Source organism: Scytonema sp. NUACC21 (assembly GCF_054684315.1).
In genome coordinates this window covers 274,541-288,684 of the sequence record NZ_BAAFZH010000104.1, presented here as the reverse complement: position 1 = coordinate 288,684, position 14,144 = coordinate 274,541, and the positions used below count along the sequence as shown (strand labels likewise).

The 14,144-nt window shown below is 40.5% G+C and carries 17 protein-coding genes; 8 read left to right on the top strand and 9 right to left on the bottom strand.

Going from position 1 to position 14,144, the window contains the following annotated elements; all coding sequences use genetic code 11:
- Positions 1-212 (top strand): hypothetical protein (locus ACYRY3_RS36730; protein ID WP_460206647.1); only part of this gene is annotated, 212 nt, incomplete at its 5' end.
- 208 nt (positions 213-420) lie between these two features.
- Positions 421-576 carry a hypothetical protein gene (locus ACYRY3_RS36725; RefSeq protein WP_460206646.1) on the top strand — a complete coding sequence of 52 codons (156 nt, stop codon included), beginning with the start codon at positions 421-423 and terminating at the stop codon, positions 574-576.
- 28 nt (positions 577-604) lie between these two features.
- Here the strand turns inward: ACYRY3_RS36725 and ACYRY3_RS36720 are convergent, their stop codons facing one another.
- Complete coding sequence (locus ACYRY3_RS36720) at positions 605-2,089, bottom strand: helicase-related protein (RefSeq protein ID WP_460206645.1); 1,485 nt, start codon at positions 2,087-2,089, stop codon at positions 605-607.
- 519 nt (positions 2,090-2,608) lie between these two features.
- On the opposite strand from ACYRY3_RS36720, the gene ACYRY3_RS36715 reads away from it, so the two are divergent.
- The 3 genes from ACYRY3_RS36715 to ACYRY3_RS36705 all read left to right on the top strand — a co-directional run bounded on the left by ACYRY3_RS36715 (position 2,609) and on the right by ACYRY3_RS36705 (position 4,635).
- Positions 2,609-2,956, top strand: a complete 348-nt coding sequence (locus ACYRY3_RS36715; RefSeq protein ID WP_460206644.1) for an STAS-like domain-containing protein — start codon at positions 2,609-2,611, stop codon at positions 2,954-2,956.
- Positions 2,956-3,156, top strand: a complete 201-nt coding sequence (locus ACYRY3_RS36710; protein WP_460206643.1) for a hypothetical protein — start codon at positions 2,956-2,958, stop codon at positions 3,154-3,156. Before ACYRY3_RS36715 ends, ACYRY3_RS36710 begins: the two co-directional genes overlap by 1 nt.
- Before the next feature lie 627 nt (positions 3,157-3,783).
- Positions 3,784-4,635, top strand: a complete 852-nt coding sequence (locus ACYRY3_RS36705) for a universal stress protein (protein ID WP_460206642.1) — start codon at positions 3,784-3,786, stop codon at positions 4,633-4,635.
- Positions 4,636-4,720: 85 nt separating this feature from the next.
- Here the strand turns inward: ACYRY3_RS36705 and psbM are convergent, their stop codons facing one another.
- The 5 genes from psbM to ACYRY3_RS36680 all read right to left on the bottom strand — a co-directional run bounded on the left by psbM (position 4,721) and on the right by ACYRY3_RS36680 (position 7,561).
- Positions 4,721-4,834, bottom strand: coding sequence for a photosystem II reaction center protein PsbM (gene psbM / locus ACYRY3_RS36700; RefSeq protein WP_460206641.1), 114 nt, complete (start codon positions 4,832-4,834; stop codon positions 4,721-4,723).
- 220 nt (positions 4,835-5,054) lie between these two features.
- A complete protein-coding gene (locus tag ACYRY3_RS36695; protein WP_460206640.1) occupies positions 5,055-5,351 on the bottom strand; it encodes a 2Fe-2S iron-sulfur cluster-binding protein in 297 nt (98 codons plus the stop codon).
- A gap of 293 nt (positions 5,352-5,644) precedes the next feature.
- A complete protein-coding gene (locus ACYRY3_RS36690; RefSeq protein ID WP_063779436.1) occupies positions 5,645-5,782 on the bottom strand; it encodes a photosystem II reaction center protein K in 138 nt (45 codons plus the stop codon).
- 102 nt (positions 5,783-5,884) lie between these two features.
- The gene (gene tgt / locus ACYRY3_RS36685) at positions 5,885-7,024 is read right to left on the bottom strand and encodes a tRNA guanosine(34) transglycosylase Tgt (RefSeq protein ID WP_460206639.1); all 1,140 of its coding nucleotides are present in this window, start codon (positions 7,022-7,024) and stop codon (positions 5,885-5,887) included.
- A gap of 84 nt (positions 7,025-7,108) precedes the next feature.
- The gene (locus ACYRY3_RS36680) at positions 7,109-7,561 is read right to left on the bottom strand and encodes a hypothetical protein (protein ID WP_460206638.1); all 453 of its coding nucleotides are present in this window, start codon (positions 7,559-7,561) and stop codon (positions 7,109-7,111) included.
- Between the two features lie 382 nt (positions 7,562-7,943).
- Here ACYRY3_RS36680 and cobS point away from each other — a divergent pair, with 382 nt between their 5' ends.
- Positions 7,944-8,729 carry an adenosylcobinamide-GDP ribazoletransferase gene (gene cobS, locus ACYRY3_RS36675; RefSeq protein ID WP_460206637.1) on the top strand — a complete coding sequence of 262 codons (786 nt, stop codon included), beginning with the start codon at positions 7,944-7,946 and terminating at the stop codon, positions 8,727-8,729.
- Between the two features lie 57 nt (positions 8,730-8,786).
- On the opposite strand, the gene ACYRY3_RS36670 is transcribed toward cobS, so the two are convergent.
- Positions 8,787-9,257, bottom strand: coding sequence for a PPC domain-containing protein (locus ACYRY3_RS36670; protein ID WP_460206635.1), 471 nt, complete (start codon positions 9,255-9,257; stop codon positions 8,787-8,789).
- 168 nt (positions 9,258-9,425) lie between these two features.
- Positions 9,426-10,121 carry a ComF family protein gene (locus ACYRY3_RS36665; protein ID WP_460206657.1) on the bottom strand — a complete coding sequence of 232 codons (696 nt, stop codon included), beginning with the start codon at positions 10,119-10,121 and terminating at the stop codon, positions 9,426-9,428.
- A gap of 416 nt (positions 10,122-10,537) precedes the next feature.
- Between ACYRY3_RS36665 and ACYRY3_RS36660 the strand changes: the two genes are divergently transcribed.
- Complete coding sequence (locus tag ACYRY3_RS36660; RefSeq protein WP_460206634.1) at positions 10,538-10,996, top strand: hypothetical protein; 459 nt, start codon at positions 10,538-10,540, stop codon at positions 10,994-10,996.
- A 60-nt stretch (positions 10,997-11,056) separates the two neighbouring features.
- Here ACYRY3_RS36660 and ACYRY3_RS36655 read toward each other — a convergent pair whose 3' ends face one another.
- Positions 11,057-11,737: a dienelactone hydrolase family protein gene (locus ACYRY3_RS36655; protein WP_460206633.1), complete on the bottom strand. Its 681-nt coding sequence runs from the start codon at positions 11,735-11,737 to the stop codon at positions 11,057-11,059.
- A gap of 1,032 nt (positions 11,738-12,769) precedes the next feature.
- Here ACYRY3_RS36655 and ACYRY3_RS36650 point away from each other — a divergent pair.
- A complete protein-coding gene (locus ACYRY3_RS36650; RefSeq protein ID WP_460206632.1) occupies positions 12,770-14,104 on the top strand; it encodes an erythromycin esterase family protein in 1,335 nt (444 codons plus the stop codon).
- Positions 14,105-14,144 lie beyond the last annotated feature (40 nt).

The following is a 14,144-nucleotide window of genomic DNA, read 5'->3' as shown; positions in this document are numbered from 1 at the left end:
TGAAACCCTTGCGGAATCAACAAAAAAGTGTTTTAACGCAAATCGCGATAACTGACTTTCAAATCCTGAAACCCTTGCAGAATCAACAAAAAAGTGTTTTAACGCAAATCGCGATAACTAACTCTCAAATCCTGAAACCCTTGCGGAATCAACAAAAAAGTGTTTTAACGCAAATCGCGATAACTGACTTTCAAATCCTGAAACCCTTGTAGAATCAACAAAAAAGTGTTTTAACACAAATCCTCTAACTCGTGCAGAACCAATAAAAAAGTGTTTTAACGCAAATCGAAGTGAGTCACTCTCAAATCCTCAAACCCTTGCAGAATCAATAAAAAAGTGTTTTAAAGCAAATCGAGATGAGCGAAATATGAACGAAGCCGAAACCCGTGCCGAACTAATGAACAATACATCAACGCTGGGGTGAGAGAACTCGATCGCACTAAATTACCTCAACTGTTAGAGTTGAACTATCAGACCGTTCGTGATGCTGTTGCAGAACTGGGAAGCGTTGCGAATATCAGTGAAGTCTTTATCGGATTTCAGCAGTATTTGTACTCACAGGACAGAGCAGCTTAATTGGGCAGATCGCTACAATGAAACGCTGTTAATGTACTGAAATCTTGACTGTTGACTGTTGGAAATCAATTTGCTGTGTTATTATGTCTTGCATTTGTCGATTGAACTGCTTAAGTTTATCAATGTTGACTCCAGACAACTGCCAATATTTTTGATAATCGTAGGTCGTCATCCATAAATCATCGTTAAACTCGACAAGAATTAGTTCATCTAACTGAATTGAGCTATCAACATTCGCAGAATTGTCAACACTAATGAACATACAATCAAAAACTTTCTGATTAGATTGTAGTGTTTGCTGTTTACGTTGGATATTATCGAAACACTCTTCGATTTTCCGACTGCTTCCCGTATGTGCTTGCAGTATTTCAACCCATTGTCCGAACTCTAGATTAAACAGCCATTCCTTAAATGTTGAATAATTTGTTTCAGAATGAATAGCTTGATAAGTTTTGCTTATAATAATAGCAAATTGACGGTCATGCACGCCTAAACTCATTGCATAAACTGCTGCGGTAGTTGATACACCATGCGTTACAAATGAGGTTAGGTTATTGAAAATTTTAGGGATATTTTGACGATTTAGATAAAAGTTAAGATGTCTGATAAGTGAGTTAAATCCCCAAGAAAAGGCATGAGTTACTTTCTCCAATTTTTTGACAACGATTTCCGTTTTACCATCAAAATATAAATCTGCTAATTCTTTATAGTCCTTACCCTGAAGCCAGCCTATCAGTGGATCAATGCTATCAATCTTTAAACTTTCTGTTAGTTCTGGAAGATTTTTAAATACATCATAAGACGACAGTGAGAGAAAATCTTCAGTTGTCTCAAGCGAGAATAACCTAGACTGTGTCAAATGCCTTATGCCCGAAACAATAAAGCTTTCTGATACTTCTGTTGTTACTTCCTGGCGAACCATCTCTAAATCGTTTCTGTCACAAAAGATAATGTGTCCTTCTGTCTCAGAGCCTGCTCGACCTGCACGCCCGACAGCATTAGCATACTGAGCCATGCTAATCTTATTGTGCATTGACAAAGAATGAACAATTACATTCTTGATTGGAAGATTAACGCCTTGTGACAACGTGGTTGTAGAAACAATGAGTGGAATGATGTTATCGCGCACTGCATTCTCGATACGCCGCCTAACAACATTAGGGAGTTCGGCATGGTGATAACAAAATCCGAGAGCAACAGCTTTTACAAGTAAATGCTCAGAGCCAAGCAATTCAGTGCATTCATTTACAATTTGTTGTATTTCTGGTGAAACTGCTAAAGGCTGCTTTTGCAAAAGCGAGATTAAACACTCAGCAATAGTTTCAACAATAGGTTTAGTTGTAGTCAAAACTAAGGTAGAGCCAGTTTGCGTATAATACATAGCCAGCCGCGCTGCAACAACAACATTTTGTTTATGAAATTTGCCATTTGACTTCTTCATACTGCATTCTTTTTTTAAGAAAGGCAATGGCACAAAGAAATCATCAGATGGATAATCTCCCGTTTGAGGCAAATAACAGACTGTTGCTCTTGTAGTTTGACTCCATTGCAAGAAGCCCAATCGTTGTTTTGTCGGTCTCCAATCTATTTTGACAACATTATTTTCGTTTCCAGAAAGCCATTGGGCAAAATCACCAGCATTGTTAATAACTGCTGAAATTCCAATTACTCTAGCGTGATTTTTTTCGGCAATAGTTAGTAATCTTGAGTAGATTAATTCCTGTCTAAGACTTCTAGGATTTGCGGCAGATGAATCATGTGCTTCATCAATGATAATAAGTGCAAGCTTACTTTTGAAATCCTCGCTGTTGCGGGTGAGTAAATCTAATTTTCTGAAAAGGTTATATTTTCGTAGGTAGGGCTAAAGCCCACCGCCCCTTTATTGAGAAGGTGCAAGATGTCAGCTAACCATATAATCAAAGTTTTTTTGAAGGAACACTGGTAAACATTACACTCTTATGCGACGAATCGTATTATGCCTTGGAGCTTGAACAGGATGATGAGCCGTTGTTTTAAGGGAGAGGTCGAGACTATGAAACATGAAATCCTAACCCTAGTAGGCAAAAACTGTATTACACCTGGGGATGGTCAAAAGGTGTATGCTTTGATTCATCCAGAATTGCAAGCAGACCAACCTGTAGAACTGGACTTTGCAGGAGTGGAAATATTTGCCTCTCCATTTTTCAACTTTGCTATTGGGCAATTACTTAGAGATATCAAACCGGAAAACCTCAATCGCTTGTTGAAGGTTTCTAACCTTAACCCAGTTGGCAAGCAAATACTCAAGCTAGTCATAGATAATTCAAAACGGTATTACTCTGACCCTGAATTCCGTAGTAGATTAGACCAAGTCATCAGCGAGCAGGCTAATACCCTTTAATGCCAGTTAACTACACAGTTCAGGCTGAGGTAGTTAATCTCCAGTCTGACACTCCAAAAAAAGAAGACATATTTTTAGTAGATACAAACGCTTGGTATTGGTATACCTATACTAATGCCAGCATTTCATCTCGTCCCTATCAAATTACGGAATATCCTTCCTACATAGCAAAAGGCATTTCTGCTGGTTCGTTTGTGTAGCTGCACGTAGCCATAGCCAAGCCTTGCAATAGGTGTTTCGTTACCTTGGAAATCAATCATATCTTGCACCATTGGCATTGCGCTTGGCGATAATGTAACTGGCGAAGGCGGAAGCGAACCTCCCGGAGCGAATTTGGGACGGGGTGAGCTATTAGTCATTAACGCTATGCTCGCTAATAATAGCTGGTGGGCTTTAGCTCTACCTACTATCGGGATCGGCTTTTTGGGCTTTGATTTTCGCTCTTGAGACAATGGTGCAAGATAAATATCACCTTGCGAGTGATATTGCAATCATTAAATTATATAAAAACTAAAAGTTTAATTTATCTTTTACGTGTAGTTTCTCTTTGCATTACTTAACTTTGTTCTAATTAAAAAGAGTAAACATAGATTACAACTAATAAATTTAATAACCATTCATAAAGTTCATGAGCCAAAATTGATAGTAAGCTTAAATCATCAAAGCCTAGTTAAACATTTCAGCAACTAGGTGTAAAAAAACTTAACGGTTAGTAGTTAGTCGTTAGTAGTTAGTCGTTAATTGTTCTAACAACCACTAACTAGTAACCACTAACCACTAACTATTAGCTAGTAAACCAGGCAACCTGAACAATCCGAAGATCTAAGATGATAGAAAAAATTTTGCTGGCAGTCTCTGGATTAGGGCACGCGGAAGAAATGCTCAAAACTTTAAAGGACGTGCCATCAATTCAAAGAGCAAAAGTAACAGTTTTGCACGTTGTTCCCGACCAAGTGAGTGCTGAAAGCATGACCGCTAAATGGGAAGAAGGTGGCAAAATTCTGGCTAATGCCATTCAGTATTTGAGCCTAGATCCCAGTCAGGTGTCCTCTATTTTGCGTCAAGGTGACCCCAAAGCTGTAGTTTGTCAGGTTGCTGACGAAATTGATGCTGACTTAATTATTATGGGTTCCCGTGGTCTAAAGCGCCTGCAATCTATTTTGTCGAACTCAGTCAGTCAGTACGTTTTCCAATTGTCTTCTCGTCCCATGTTGCTGGTTAAAGATGACGTTTATGTCAAAAGAATTAACCGCATTATGGTAGCAATGGATAACTCAGATGCTTCCAAACACTGCTTGACTTTAGCTCTATTCCTCCTCAGAGATATTAAGGGAGGAGAGTTGTTCTTAGCTAATATTAATACAGATTTGCGTGGCAAAACATCTGATTTGGCTGAAGTTAGCCCGGAACAAAATTCTATTTTAGCCGCAGCTTCTCTAGAAGCTAAAAAATACGGCATTCCAGTTCGTTGTGTCACCAGTACCGGTAAACCTGGTGAAGAAATTTGTCGTTTGGCAGACGAGTGGAAGATAGATTTATTGCTGCTTGGTTCTCCCGACCGACGTCCCTCAATTGCTAAGAGTTTGGTAGATATCGACCGGCTTCTGGGTGCATCTTTGTCTGACTACGTTCGAGTGAATGCAAACTGTCCGGTGTTGCTAGCACGGACGGTTGCTTAAGTAAAGTAGACACATTAGTGGTTGATAAGTCAAAACCCCTACGTTATAAACGCAGGGGTTTTTGTGTTGCTTAAAAAAATTATGACTAATTTTTCTTGCCTTCGCGGCTAGCAGTTTGGATGTAAAGGATTATTAAAAAAACGCTGGGTACTAGAACGAACAGAATGCTCGCTACAAACCCTAAATCATTAACTTGCATGGAAAGATTCCCTCTCTTAAAATCTCCAGGTAACAATTTTAGGATACCACTATCTTGAACTAGTACACATCGGCAAAAATCAGGCTACTATTGCAAATGATTGTAAAGATTGCAGTGTAAGCGTATTACTTTCATCCTTTAGCCTTCATACTTTAGCCTTTTTGTACTAGTGTTCTTCTGGCGTGGCAAGAGTAATTTTACTCAGCAACTAAGATACTGGTTATGGCTTTGTTACAACGCTGACAGCCCCATTCACTAAAGTTTGACAAGCAAGACGGAAGTTTTCAGGCTTTTTCTTCAATAATTTGTTTTCTGCATCTGTACGGGGTGATAAATTTTCCAATCCTTCAACAATCTCAACTACACAGCAGCCGCACTGTCCGTAGCCTCCACAATTCATCATTTTGCCAAAAAGTTTGTATATGTCAACGTTGTTTTGTAAAGCTCTTTCTCGTAAGTTCGCACCAGTGGCTGCTACGATTTCTTTGTTTTCTTTCACAAATGTAATGTTACCCATATTTTATACCTCGATTACTGTAAGCTTGACCAGAAAAGTGTCATGGATAAAGGGTAAAGGATAAAAACCTGCTATTTCGTCCTTCATCAGATACAACCTCCCAGCTTTATCTGTAAAGGCTTCATCCTTTATACTTCCGGCTTTATTCTTTGAATCTATTACCTACTATATTAATGTATTACATTTTGTTAAGAAGTATCAACTTTACTTACATAATTAATTCTACAAAAAAACCCGGCTCTCAGTAGCAACCGGGGTCAGGGAGTATTGAGCTTAATATTGGGTCGATTGGTTTACCTAAAACCAATAGCTGCTTGCCATACGAAAGCCAGCAACAAGAAGAAGACGGGAATGATTGGTAGGACATCTACCAATGGATCGAGAACTTGGTAAGCTTCGGGTAATTTTGCTAACAACAGTGCTGCTTCCATATTTATTAAATCCACTTATCCAACACAGCTTTCAGAATTGAGAAATATCTTAACACGGGTCAGTAGTTAGTAGTTGGTGGTTAATGGTTAGTTGCCAAAAAATTACCAATCACTAAAGTTGTCACTCTCGACTTCTCCTGGAGTCAGCCATTGAGCAAACTCGGTAGCAAAGGTATTGTGCAGTATTGCCTCTCGTATCTTTTGGGTAAATCGAATCAACTCAGTAATATTGTGGATACTTAACAAAGTGTAAGCCAATATTTCTTGTGCTCTGACTAGGTGAGAAATGTAAGCACGGGTAAAGTTTTGGCAAGTGTAGCAAGGGCAAGTTTCATCTATTGGCGTAAAATCTTCACGAAACTTTGCATTTTTCAGGTTCCAGCGATCGCCCTGTACTATTGCGGTTCCATGTCTAGCCCAACGCGTGGGAATGACACAGTCGAACAAATCAATTCCCGATGCAATTGCAATGGCAATTTCGCGGTATGTACCAACACCCATTAAGTACCGGGGCTTTTCTGGTGGTAGTAGGGGTGCAGTAGCTTGTACTACACGAGCAATGAATTCTGGCGGTTCACCTACACTAACACCCCCGATAGCGTATCCCGGCAAATCTAACTCTCGCAGAGAAATAGCTGCTTGAGAGCGCAAATCAAGATATACACCCCCTTGTACAATCCCAAACAGGGCTTGGTCTTGACGTTGGTGGGCGGCTATACAACGTTCCAGCCAACGGTAAGTCCGTTGCGTAGCGGCTTCTACCTCTTGGCGCGTTGCTGGATAGGGCGGACACTCATCAAATGCCATAATGACATCCGCCCCTAAAGTATTTTGAATTTCGATGGAACGTTCTGGAGTCAAGTTAATAATTTGACCATCATGGGGTGAACGAAAAATGACTCCTTCTTCACTAATTTTTCGCATTTCGCTCAAACTGAAAACCTGAAACCCACCTGAGTCCGTAAGAATTGGCCCATTCCAGCCCATGAATTTGTGCAGCCCTCCACCTCCAGCGACAATGGCTTCACCTGGTTGGAGGTGCAAATGGTATGTATTGCACAAAACCATCTGCGCTCCAGTTTCCCCTAGTTGGGCTGGTGTGAGAGTTTTAACGTTTGCCAAGGTTCCCACTGGCATAAATCGTGGGGTTTCAACAAGACCATGAGGGGTACAAAAAATTCCAGCCCTCGCTTTCGTCTGGCTACAGCTAGCTAGACGTTGAAAAGAAAATTGTGCAGTCAAGACAGAAGTTGCTAATAGCTAATGGCTAATAGCTAATGGTAACAATGCAATTAGCAATTAACAATTAGGTAGCGGCAATTGGTTTTAAAACAAATCGGAATTATCGTCATCAATTTCCGCATCCCACCTAGCCGAGAGAACCTGCTCCATCATTGCCTCTAAAGTGCTGACATGAAAGCAACGCTCTTGTCTCTCTTGCAAAGGAGTCGAAAGGGGAATCAGCCGCAAACACATTCCTTCTTGAATCAGGTCAAAATAAGTGTCTTTTTCCGGAGACTGCTTTAATTCCAAGTAATCAAAACTATAAACATTCAGATAAAGTGCGTGATTGGCAACTAAGGTAGACCGTTGCGGATTGGCAAATACTTCCATCACATCGCCTTCCCCTTCGTTCTGCAATTGTCCCTCATGAGTGTGTATGTAGCGAACGCGACCTAGGTCTGACAGTAATCGCCGCATATCCTGCTTATTCACAACTACGCCTGTATTGATGATGCACGGTGCTGGTACCTTTGTTTCGGGTAGATGGTTACTCATAATTAAACAATTTTTGGAGCGGTTCGGGGATACAACATAGCTAAACAGCCATTGTTACAGCTTTGTTGAATCCCTACATTTTAATAAATATCTACACTTAGTAGGACGACTAAATTGAAAGCTTTAATTCCTTAAATTTGAGAGAGGCAGCACTACAAAACTGCCGTGACTCATCCAAGGTTACCTAAATTCATCCAACCAAGCGATCGTTTATACAAATATAAAAATTCAACACTGAGTTCAGCATAACAAAATTCTTGGAGTTCGTTCCTTAAACTGATAAATCTTATCTAAAGCTTCAAATATTGTTGTTATTTACCTGTGACTTTACTTTAATTGTAATATCTATTGTTTACAAAATACTTCATACTTTATCCTTAAAATGACCGATCGGCATCCGTGGTGGCAACAACAACTGCTGAATATAGCAGCTGCCACAATATTCTATACAAGTATCCCCTTACCATATATAAATGGATTAGATTTCCAATATGTAGCTCGCTATGCCCCGCTTATAGGGCTAATAATTGGGGGCATTCTGGGGCTAATTGATGCTGGAATGAATTTTTTGGGTGTGCCAACACTCACTCGCAGTGCTCTGATAGTAGCTGTCTGGATTGCCATTACTGGAGGATTGCATTTAGATGGGGCAATGGATACTGCTGATGGATTAGCTGTGGGCGATGCGAAGCGGCGACTTGAAGTGATGGCAGATAGTGCTACGGGTGCGTTTGGCGCAATGGCAGCTGTCATGTTGGTTTTTCTTAAAATAGCTGCACTGACAGATTTGCAGACAAACCGTTGGTTGGGATTATTGGGGGCTTGTGGATGGGGGCGTTGGGGTCAACAATTGGCAATTGCCCGCTATCCTTATCTCAAACCAACTGGTAAAGGCGCATTTCACAAACAAGCTATTGACTCTTACAAAGTTTTGTTACCGGGGTTGTTGTTGGTAATAAGTTTAAGTGGGTTAGAATTATTATTCAACAAACAACGTCTGTTTTTTGCTTTGGGAATGGCAATTGCAGGGAGTGCGATCGCAACTTTGACTGCTGCTTGGTTCAACCGTATTTTAGGCGGGCACACGGGGGATACCTACGGTGCGGTTGTTGAGTGGACTGAAGCTCTATTTTTATGTGTACTTACAGGTTTGGAAGGGAGTGAGTAGTTAGTGGTTGGTGGTTAGTGGAACAACTAACTACTTTAAGGGCGGCTTTGGTTATTGTTAACTGCCTTTCATGGGTTGTAATCGTGTTACCTTAAGTTTGAAAGCCCCAATCCCAGTTTCTCCAAAAGACCGCACGCGAATGATGTAATTTCCCGTCTCTGAGACGCGGGTAAAAAGCAGAGAATTGCTGCTACCATCGGGACCATCGTCATTTTCTGCTACAGTGGTACCATCTGGTGCTAGCAGCGTAATGATAGCATCGAAGCTCTCAGACGCTAGGTCAATTGCCAAGTTATCTCCCTTGGTTAACTTTACCGCGTAATCGCGAGCAAATCCGCCTTGACCTGTAGGTATGTCTTTGTCAGAGAGCATATCGGAAACTTCATTACTCAAAGGCAAAGGAATCGGACTATACAACTTGTTGGCTGGTTGAGCGAAAGCTGCTGTTGTACCTCCGCCAATTGCCAGCAGCATAGCACTCGCGATCGTGATTTTTCTCAACCCCACTGCAAAAGCCTTACTTATCATGCAGAGACTCTTCCCATGAAAACAGCGCCGTTAGGTTAATTATAGTTTTCTCAACCAGAAATTGCCCATGTATTACTTTATAGTTAGTACACATCGGCGAAATCAGGCTATCATTGCAAATCCTTGTCAAGCTAGCAGTATAAGTCTGTTACTTTCATCATTTAACCTTTATACTTCAGCCTTATAAAGGTTCTCCTGCTTGAGAGTAGTTGCTGTGGTGACTAACCCCAAAACTTTAATTCCGGCTTGATGAAATGTTTGTATTGCAGATTGAGCAGTAGCACCCGTAGTGTAAATATCGTCCACCAAAATTACCGAGGCTTCCAAGTTACGACGAAAATCTTCCCCGATGCCAAAAGCTTTAGCTAAATTTTCTTTTCTCTGCGACTCAGATAATTTATGCTGGGCTTCGGTATCTCGTGTTCTCTCTAACCCATTGATTTTTAATTTTAATCCTGTGGTTTGGCAAAAGCTTTGAGCTATCAGCGCGGCTTGGTTGTAGCCTCGCTTTTTATGCCTGTTAGGATGGAGTGGAATGGGAACAACCACAAATTGAGAATCCGAAATTGGGCAATTTGATAGCCATGTTTGCCCTAAATATTTACCTAAAGGGCGAGCAATTTCAGGATGATTTTGATATTTCATAATGGCAAGCGCGGTTTTAAGAGAACCACTGTAAGTTCCCCATGCAAAAACTGGTATGGGTTGATGCCAAAGAAGACGAGGTTCAGGCAAACGACATTTTTGCAGTTGTTTAGTACAGTTTTGACATAATTCTTGGGAAGTAGGGCGCTGGCATAAAGGACAGCTAGACTTTAAAAAAATATTCAGTAAATTTTTTAAATCTCCAGTCAAAAGTTGCATATTTTCAGCTATTAATTCTAGCTCGGTCAATTCCTAAAGCAATATAAGGCTAACTATTTGGAATTTATATATTTTAAATCATTCCTAAATGCCATTAGCAACCGCAAATACCGCAATCCTCGTTTTTGTATGAATGTTTAATTCATTATAAAACCTCCTTGAGTATAGTAAATTTACTGAAATATAAGTTTTTTGAATTTTTGATACATTCAGAATCGGTTAAGGTATCTAAAATATAGGCAAATTTCTAGCGACAGTGGAGCAGTAGAATGGATTCAAGGAGTGTAAAGACCGTTGCGGTTGGTGCATTATAGTACAATGAGTTGTTTAAGATTCCCAAAATCTCATACCAATACGCCTAAAGCAGCCTACAATTCAAATTGATATCTGTTTAAACCCGTAACAAAGTAGTTCCTATGGATAATTTCTCTAAAGTAGATAACAACCAGAAAAATCTTGGCAAAAAAAGATTAGAAGCTATTTGGGCAATAGCTACCTATGCAGTTGGAGGTGGTATAGTTTCAGGTGCGCCAAACCCAGGTGTGGAACTTCCAAAACAAGTTATATTAACTGCTTCTGATATTCTCATGTACACCACTATCTGGAAAATCTATTTTGAAGAAGAGTTATCCCACAAGGGACTTGTGGAAATACTGTTAGATATGGGTTTTGTGACCATTGCCGCAACAGGGACAGCCTACGTTGTAGCCAAAGGTACTACAGCAGTATTGCAAGAGATGACAAATTGGTTTGGTCCTTTGGGATGGGGTGTCTCAGCTGCAATATCTGGTTCCATCACAGGTGTAGTTGGAGCTATGTGGACATTATATTGCGATCGCCTTTACTCTCAGAAACAATCTCAACTAGCGTTATAAGTTATAAATTATCAGTTATCAGTTAATCTACATAAATTGCTGATAACTGATAACTGTTTACTAATTGCGATCTGTTACCAAATATTGCTCAAACCACTCACTTGATAGCCGTGCAACCATCTCTAGGGTTCCTGGTTCTTCAAAAAGATGGGTTGCTCCAGGAACAATTTCTAGCTTGTTTTCTACCCGTAATTGTTCCAACGCTTCTTGATTCATGCGAAGGACTGGAGTGTCTCTTTCACCAACAATAAATAGTGTTGGTGCTTGAACATTTGATAGTGATGCTCCTGCCAAATCCGGTCTTCCACCACGAGAAACAATAGCACAAATACCTTCTGGTTGTAGTGTAGCTGCAACCAATGCTGCAGCTGCACCAGTGCTAGCACCAAAGTAACCTATTTTCATTTTCTGAATATCCAGGTTTTGGGCAAGCCATTGTGTAGCATTCATGAGCCGTTCAGCCAATAAGTTGATGTTGAAGCGCAATTGTCCTGTCTGATTGTCTATTTCTTCTTCATCTAAAGTCAGCAGGTCAATCAAGAGGGTAGCAAAGCTTGCCTGATTCAGTTCTTCAGCAACATAATGATTTCGAGGACTGTGCCGACTACTGCCACTTCCGTGGGCAAGTAGTACAACTCCACGGGCTATTTCAGGTATTCTTAAATCACCTTCTAAGTGAATTGAACCTGATGCAACTTGAACTGAATGTTGTTCTATTGGCGATTTTATTATTCTATCCATGACATAATTCTCCTATTGCTTATGGACTACAGATAATTAGCGTCATTTGTATTGATAAATCATTAACTTTCTATTAAAAATGGTTAAAAATTTTGTCTTAAATTTAAGCTTCCAGTAGCCTTCTTGAGTAACTCTCATCTACCCTAAGTATAGAGCAACAAATAAAGTTACCTCGTGAAGAGCCTTATGTGCCATTTGTAAAAGGTTTAGCTATTTTTACATTTCTTCACATATTTGCTTTTATCTCCGCCCACTTACTTATTTATACTGTAGGATGGGGAGGATCAACCATTGTTCAATTACTGGGTCATAATTTTATTTTTAAAACATACGCAGGCAGTGCTCACCATTGTTCAATTGGTGGGTTAATATTCTCTATTCATTGCAGAAACATACTTATGGTGGGCAGTGCCCACCATACATCAATTGCAGAAGAAATTTTGAATTTTTAGAAGTTTGTGCTTGTAGTTACACTGCTACTTAAGATTGTTTTCTCACTTTTGGTATGCTCGTCATTTTAGTAACATGACTGGAGAAAGAGGAGAAAAGGCTAGCATCGATTTAGAATAGATTCGTAACATAAGTAATTTTAAAACACTTGATAGAAATTTCTCCTTACTCTAGAGCATCAGTGCAGTAATTCCAAGCAAAGCAGTTTCTTTGGCTGCAAAAATTGATATTTCGTTCACTAAACTCAAAGAAACTGGGTTTTTTACCCCTCATTTTGAATCATGGTCTGGTGTTATCATGGTTCGCCATATTGATTTTATGGGCTGCAAAATGCCCGACTTCCTTTGAAAAGTTAGGGAGCAGAACCACTAAAATCCTCATTCTCATATCTTGCACCATCACCTTATTGCAAAAATTAAAGCCCAAAAAGCCGATCCCGATCGTAGGTAAGGCTAAAGCCAACCACCTCCTCCCACAAAGAAGGTGCAAGATGTCAGCATTCCAATTAAGGGATTTGTAATTTGCTGCAATTGCAATGGGGTGTAAATAAGAGATTTGTTAGTAGTCATTGGGCTTAGAATCATGGCAAATGCAAGCACAACAAAACTTAGCGACGCAGTCCGTCAAGCAGTTCATCCCCTCACGGGTGCAGCTAACGATTACGATCCTCTATTGGAACTTATTGGTGATGCTCGCTTTGTGCTGATCGGTGAAGCATCTCATGGCACCCATGAGTTCTACGAGCAACGCGCTGAGATTACCAAACGCCTAATTCAAGAGAAAGATTTTACAGCTGTAGCAGTTGAAGCAGATTGGCCCGACGCATACCGAGTGAATCGCTATGTAGGGGGAGTCAATGATGACCTTACCCCAGAGGAAGCATTGGGAGGTTTTCAACGCTTCCCAGGTTGGATGTGGCGCAATACCGATGTAGTGAGTTTTATCGGCTGGCTGCGCCAATATAATGATTCATTACCGCAGAGTAAAACGAAAGTTGGTTTTTACGGGCTTGACCTCTACAGTATGTATTCCTCAATTGATGAGGTTGTTGCTTACCTGGACAAGATTGACCCAGAAGCCGCAAAACTTGCTCGTTCCCGTTATTCGTGCTTGGAACATTTTGGCGAAGACTCTCAAGCCTATGGGTATGCGGCTAGTTTTGGTATGAGCGAGTCTTGCGAGAAAAATGTCGTCAATCAATTAATGGAGTTACAACGCAAAACTGCTGAGTATAGACGGGTAAAAGAAGATGAGTTTTTCTATGCAGAACAGAATGCCCGACTTGTAAAAAATGCTGAGGCATACTACCGCTCAATGTTTCAGGGGAAAGTGTCGTCGTGGAACGTGCGAGATACACACATGGCAGAAACCTTAGAGTACTTGGTTGCTCATTTTGATAAACAGGGAAACCGTACAAAAGTTGTTGTTTGGGAGCATAATTCCCATCTTGGAGATGCACGAGCAACTGATATGGCATCTGCGGGTGAATTAAACGTAGGGCAATTAGTGCGCGAACGTTACGATCGCGATGCTGTACTTGTAGGCTTTAGTACATACACGGGCACGGTTACTGCTGCTTCTCATTGGGGTGGTGTGCCACAACTCAAACAAGTTCGTCCGGGGTTACCAGACAGTTATGAAGCATTATTTCACGATACTGGCTTACCTCGGTTTTTACTGAATTTGCGGCAAGATAATCAAGCAGTAACAGGGCTGCAAACAGAAAGATTAGAGCGAGCAATTGGTGTTATTTACCTGCCCCGAACAGAGCGTAGAAGCCACTATTTTTTCGCTAAACTTCCAGAGCAATTTGATGCGGTGATTCACATTGATAATACAAAAGGTGTACAACCTTTGGATCGCAGCCCTAATTGGGAAACCAAAGAAGCACCGGAAACATTTCCATCGGGGATTTGAATGATTGTGTTGAGAGTTATTGTGTGTCAAATACACCCAT

Bases quoted from the DNA above. Each gene is read 5' to 3' on its own strand.
- ACYRY3_RS36715 (WP_460206644.1), top strand. From the start codon at position 2,609: ATGAAACATGAAATCCTAACCCTAGTAGGCAAAAACTGTATTACACCT.
- ACYRY3_RS36710 (WP_460206643.1), top strand. From the start codon at position 2,956: ATGCCAGTTAACTACACAGTTCAGGCTGAGGTAGTTAATCTCCAGTCT.
- ACYRY3_RS36705 (WP_460206642.1), top strand. From the start codon at position 3,784: ATGATAGAAAAAATTTTGCTGGCAGTCTCTGGATTAGGGCACGCGGAA.
- psbM (WP_460206641.1), bottom strand. From the start codon at position 4,834: ATGCAAGTTAATGATTTAGGGTTTGTAGCGAGCATTCTGTTCGTTCTA.
- ACYRY3_RS36695 (WP_460206640.1), bottom strand. From the start codon at position 5,351: ATGGGTAACATTACATTTGTGAAAGAAAACAAAGAAATCGTAGCAGCC.
- ACYRY3_RS36690 (WP_063779436.1), bottom strand. From the start codon at position 5,782: ATGGAAGCAGCACTGTTGTTAGCAAAATTACCCGAAGCTTACCAAGTT.
- ACYRY3_RS36680 (WP_460206638.1), bottom strand. From the start codon at position 7,561: ATGAGTAACCATCTACCCGAAACAAAGGTACCAGCACCGTGCATCATC.
- cobS (WP_460206637.1), top strand. From the start codon at position 7,944: ATGACCGATCGGCATCCGTGGTGGCAACAACAACTGCTGAATATAGCA.
- ACYRY3_RS36670 (WP_460206635.1), bottom strand. From the start codon at position 9,257: ATGATAAGTAAGGCTTTTGCAGTGGGGTTGAGAAAAATCACGATCGCG.
- ACYRY3_RS36665 (WP_460206657.1), bottom strand. From the start codon at position 10,121: ATGCAACTTTTGACTGGAGATTTAAAAAATTTACTGAATATTTTTTTA.
- ACYRY3_RS36660 (WP_460206634.1), top strand. From the start codon at position 10,538: ATGGATAATTTCTCTAAAGTAGATAACAACCAGAAAAATCTTGGCAAA.
- ACYRY3_RS36655 (WP_460206633.1), bottom strand. From the start codon at position 11,737: ATGGATAGAATAATAAAATCGCCAATAGAACAACATTCAGTTCAAGTT.
- ACYRY3_RS36650 (WP_460206632.1), top strand. From the start codon at position 12,770: ATGGCAAATGCAAGCACAACAAAACTTAGCGACGCAGTCCGTCAAGCA.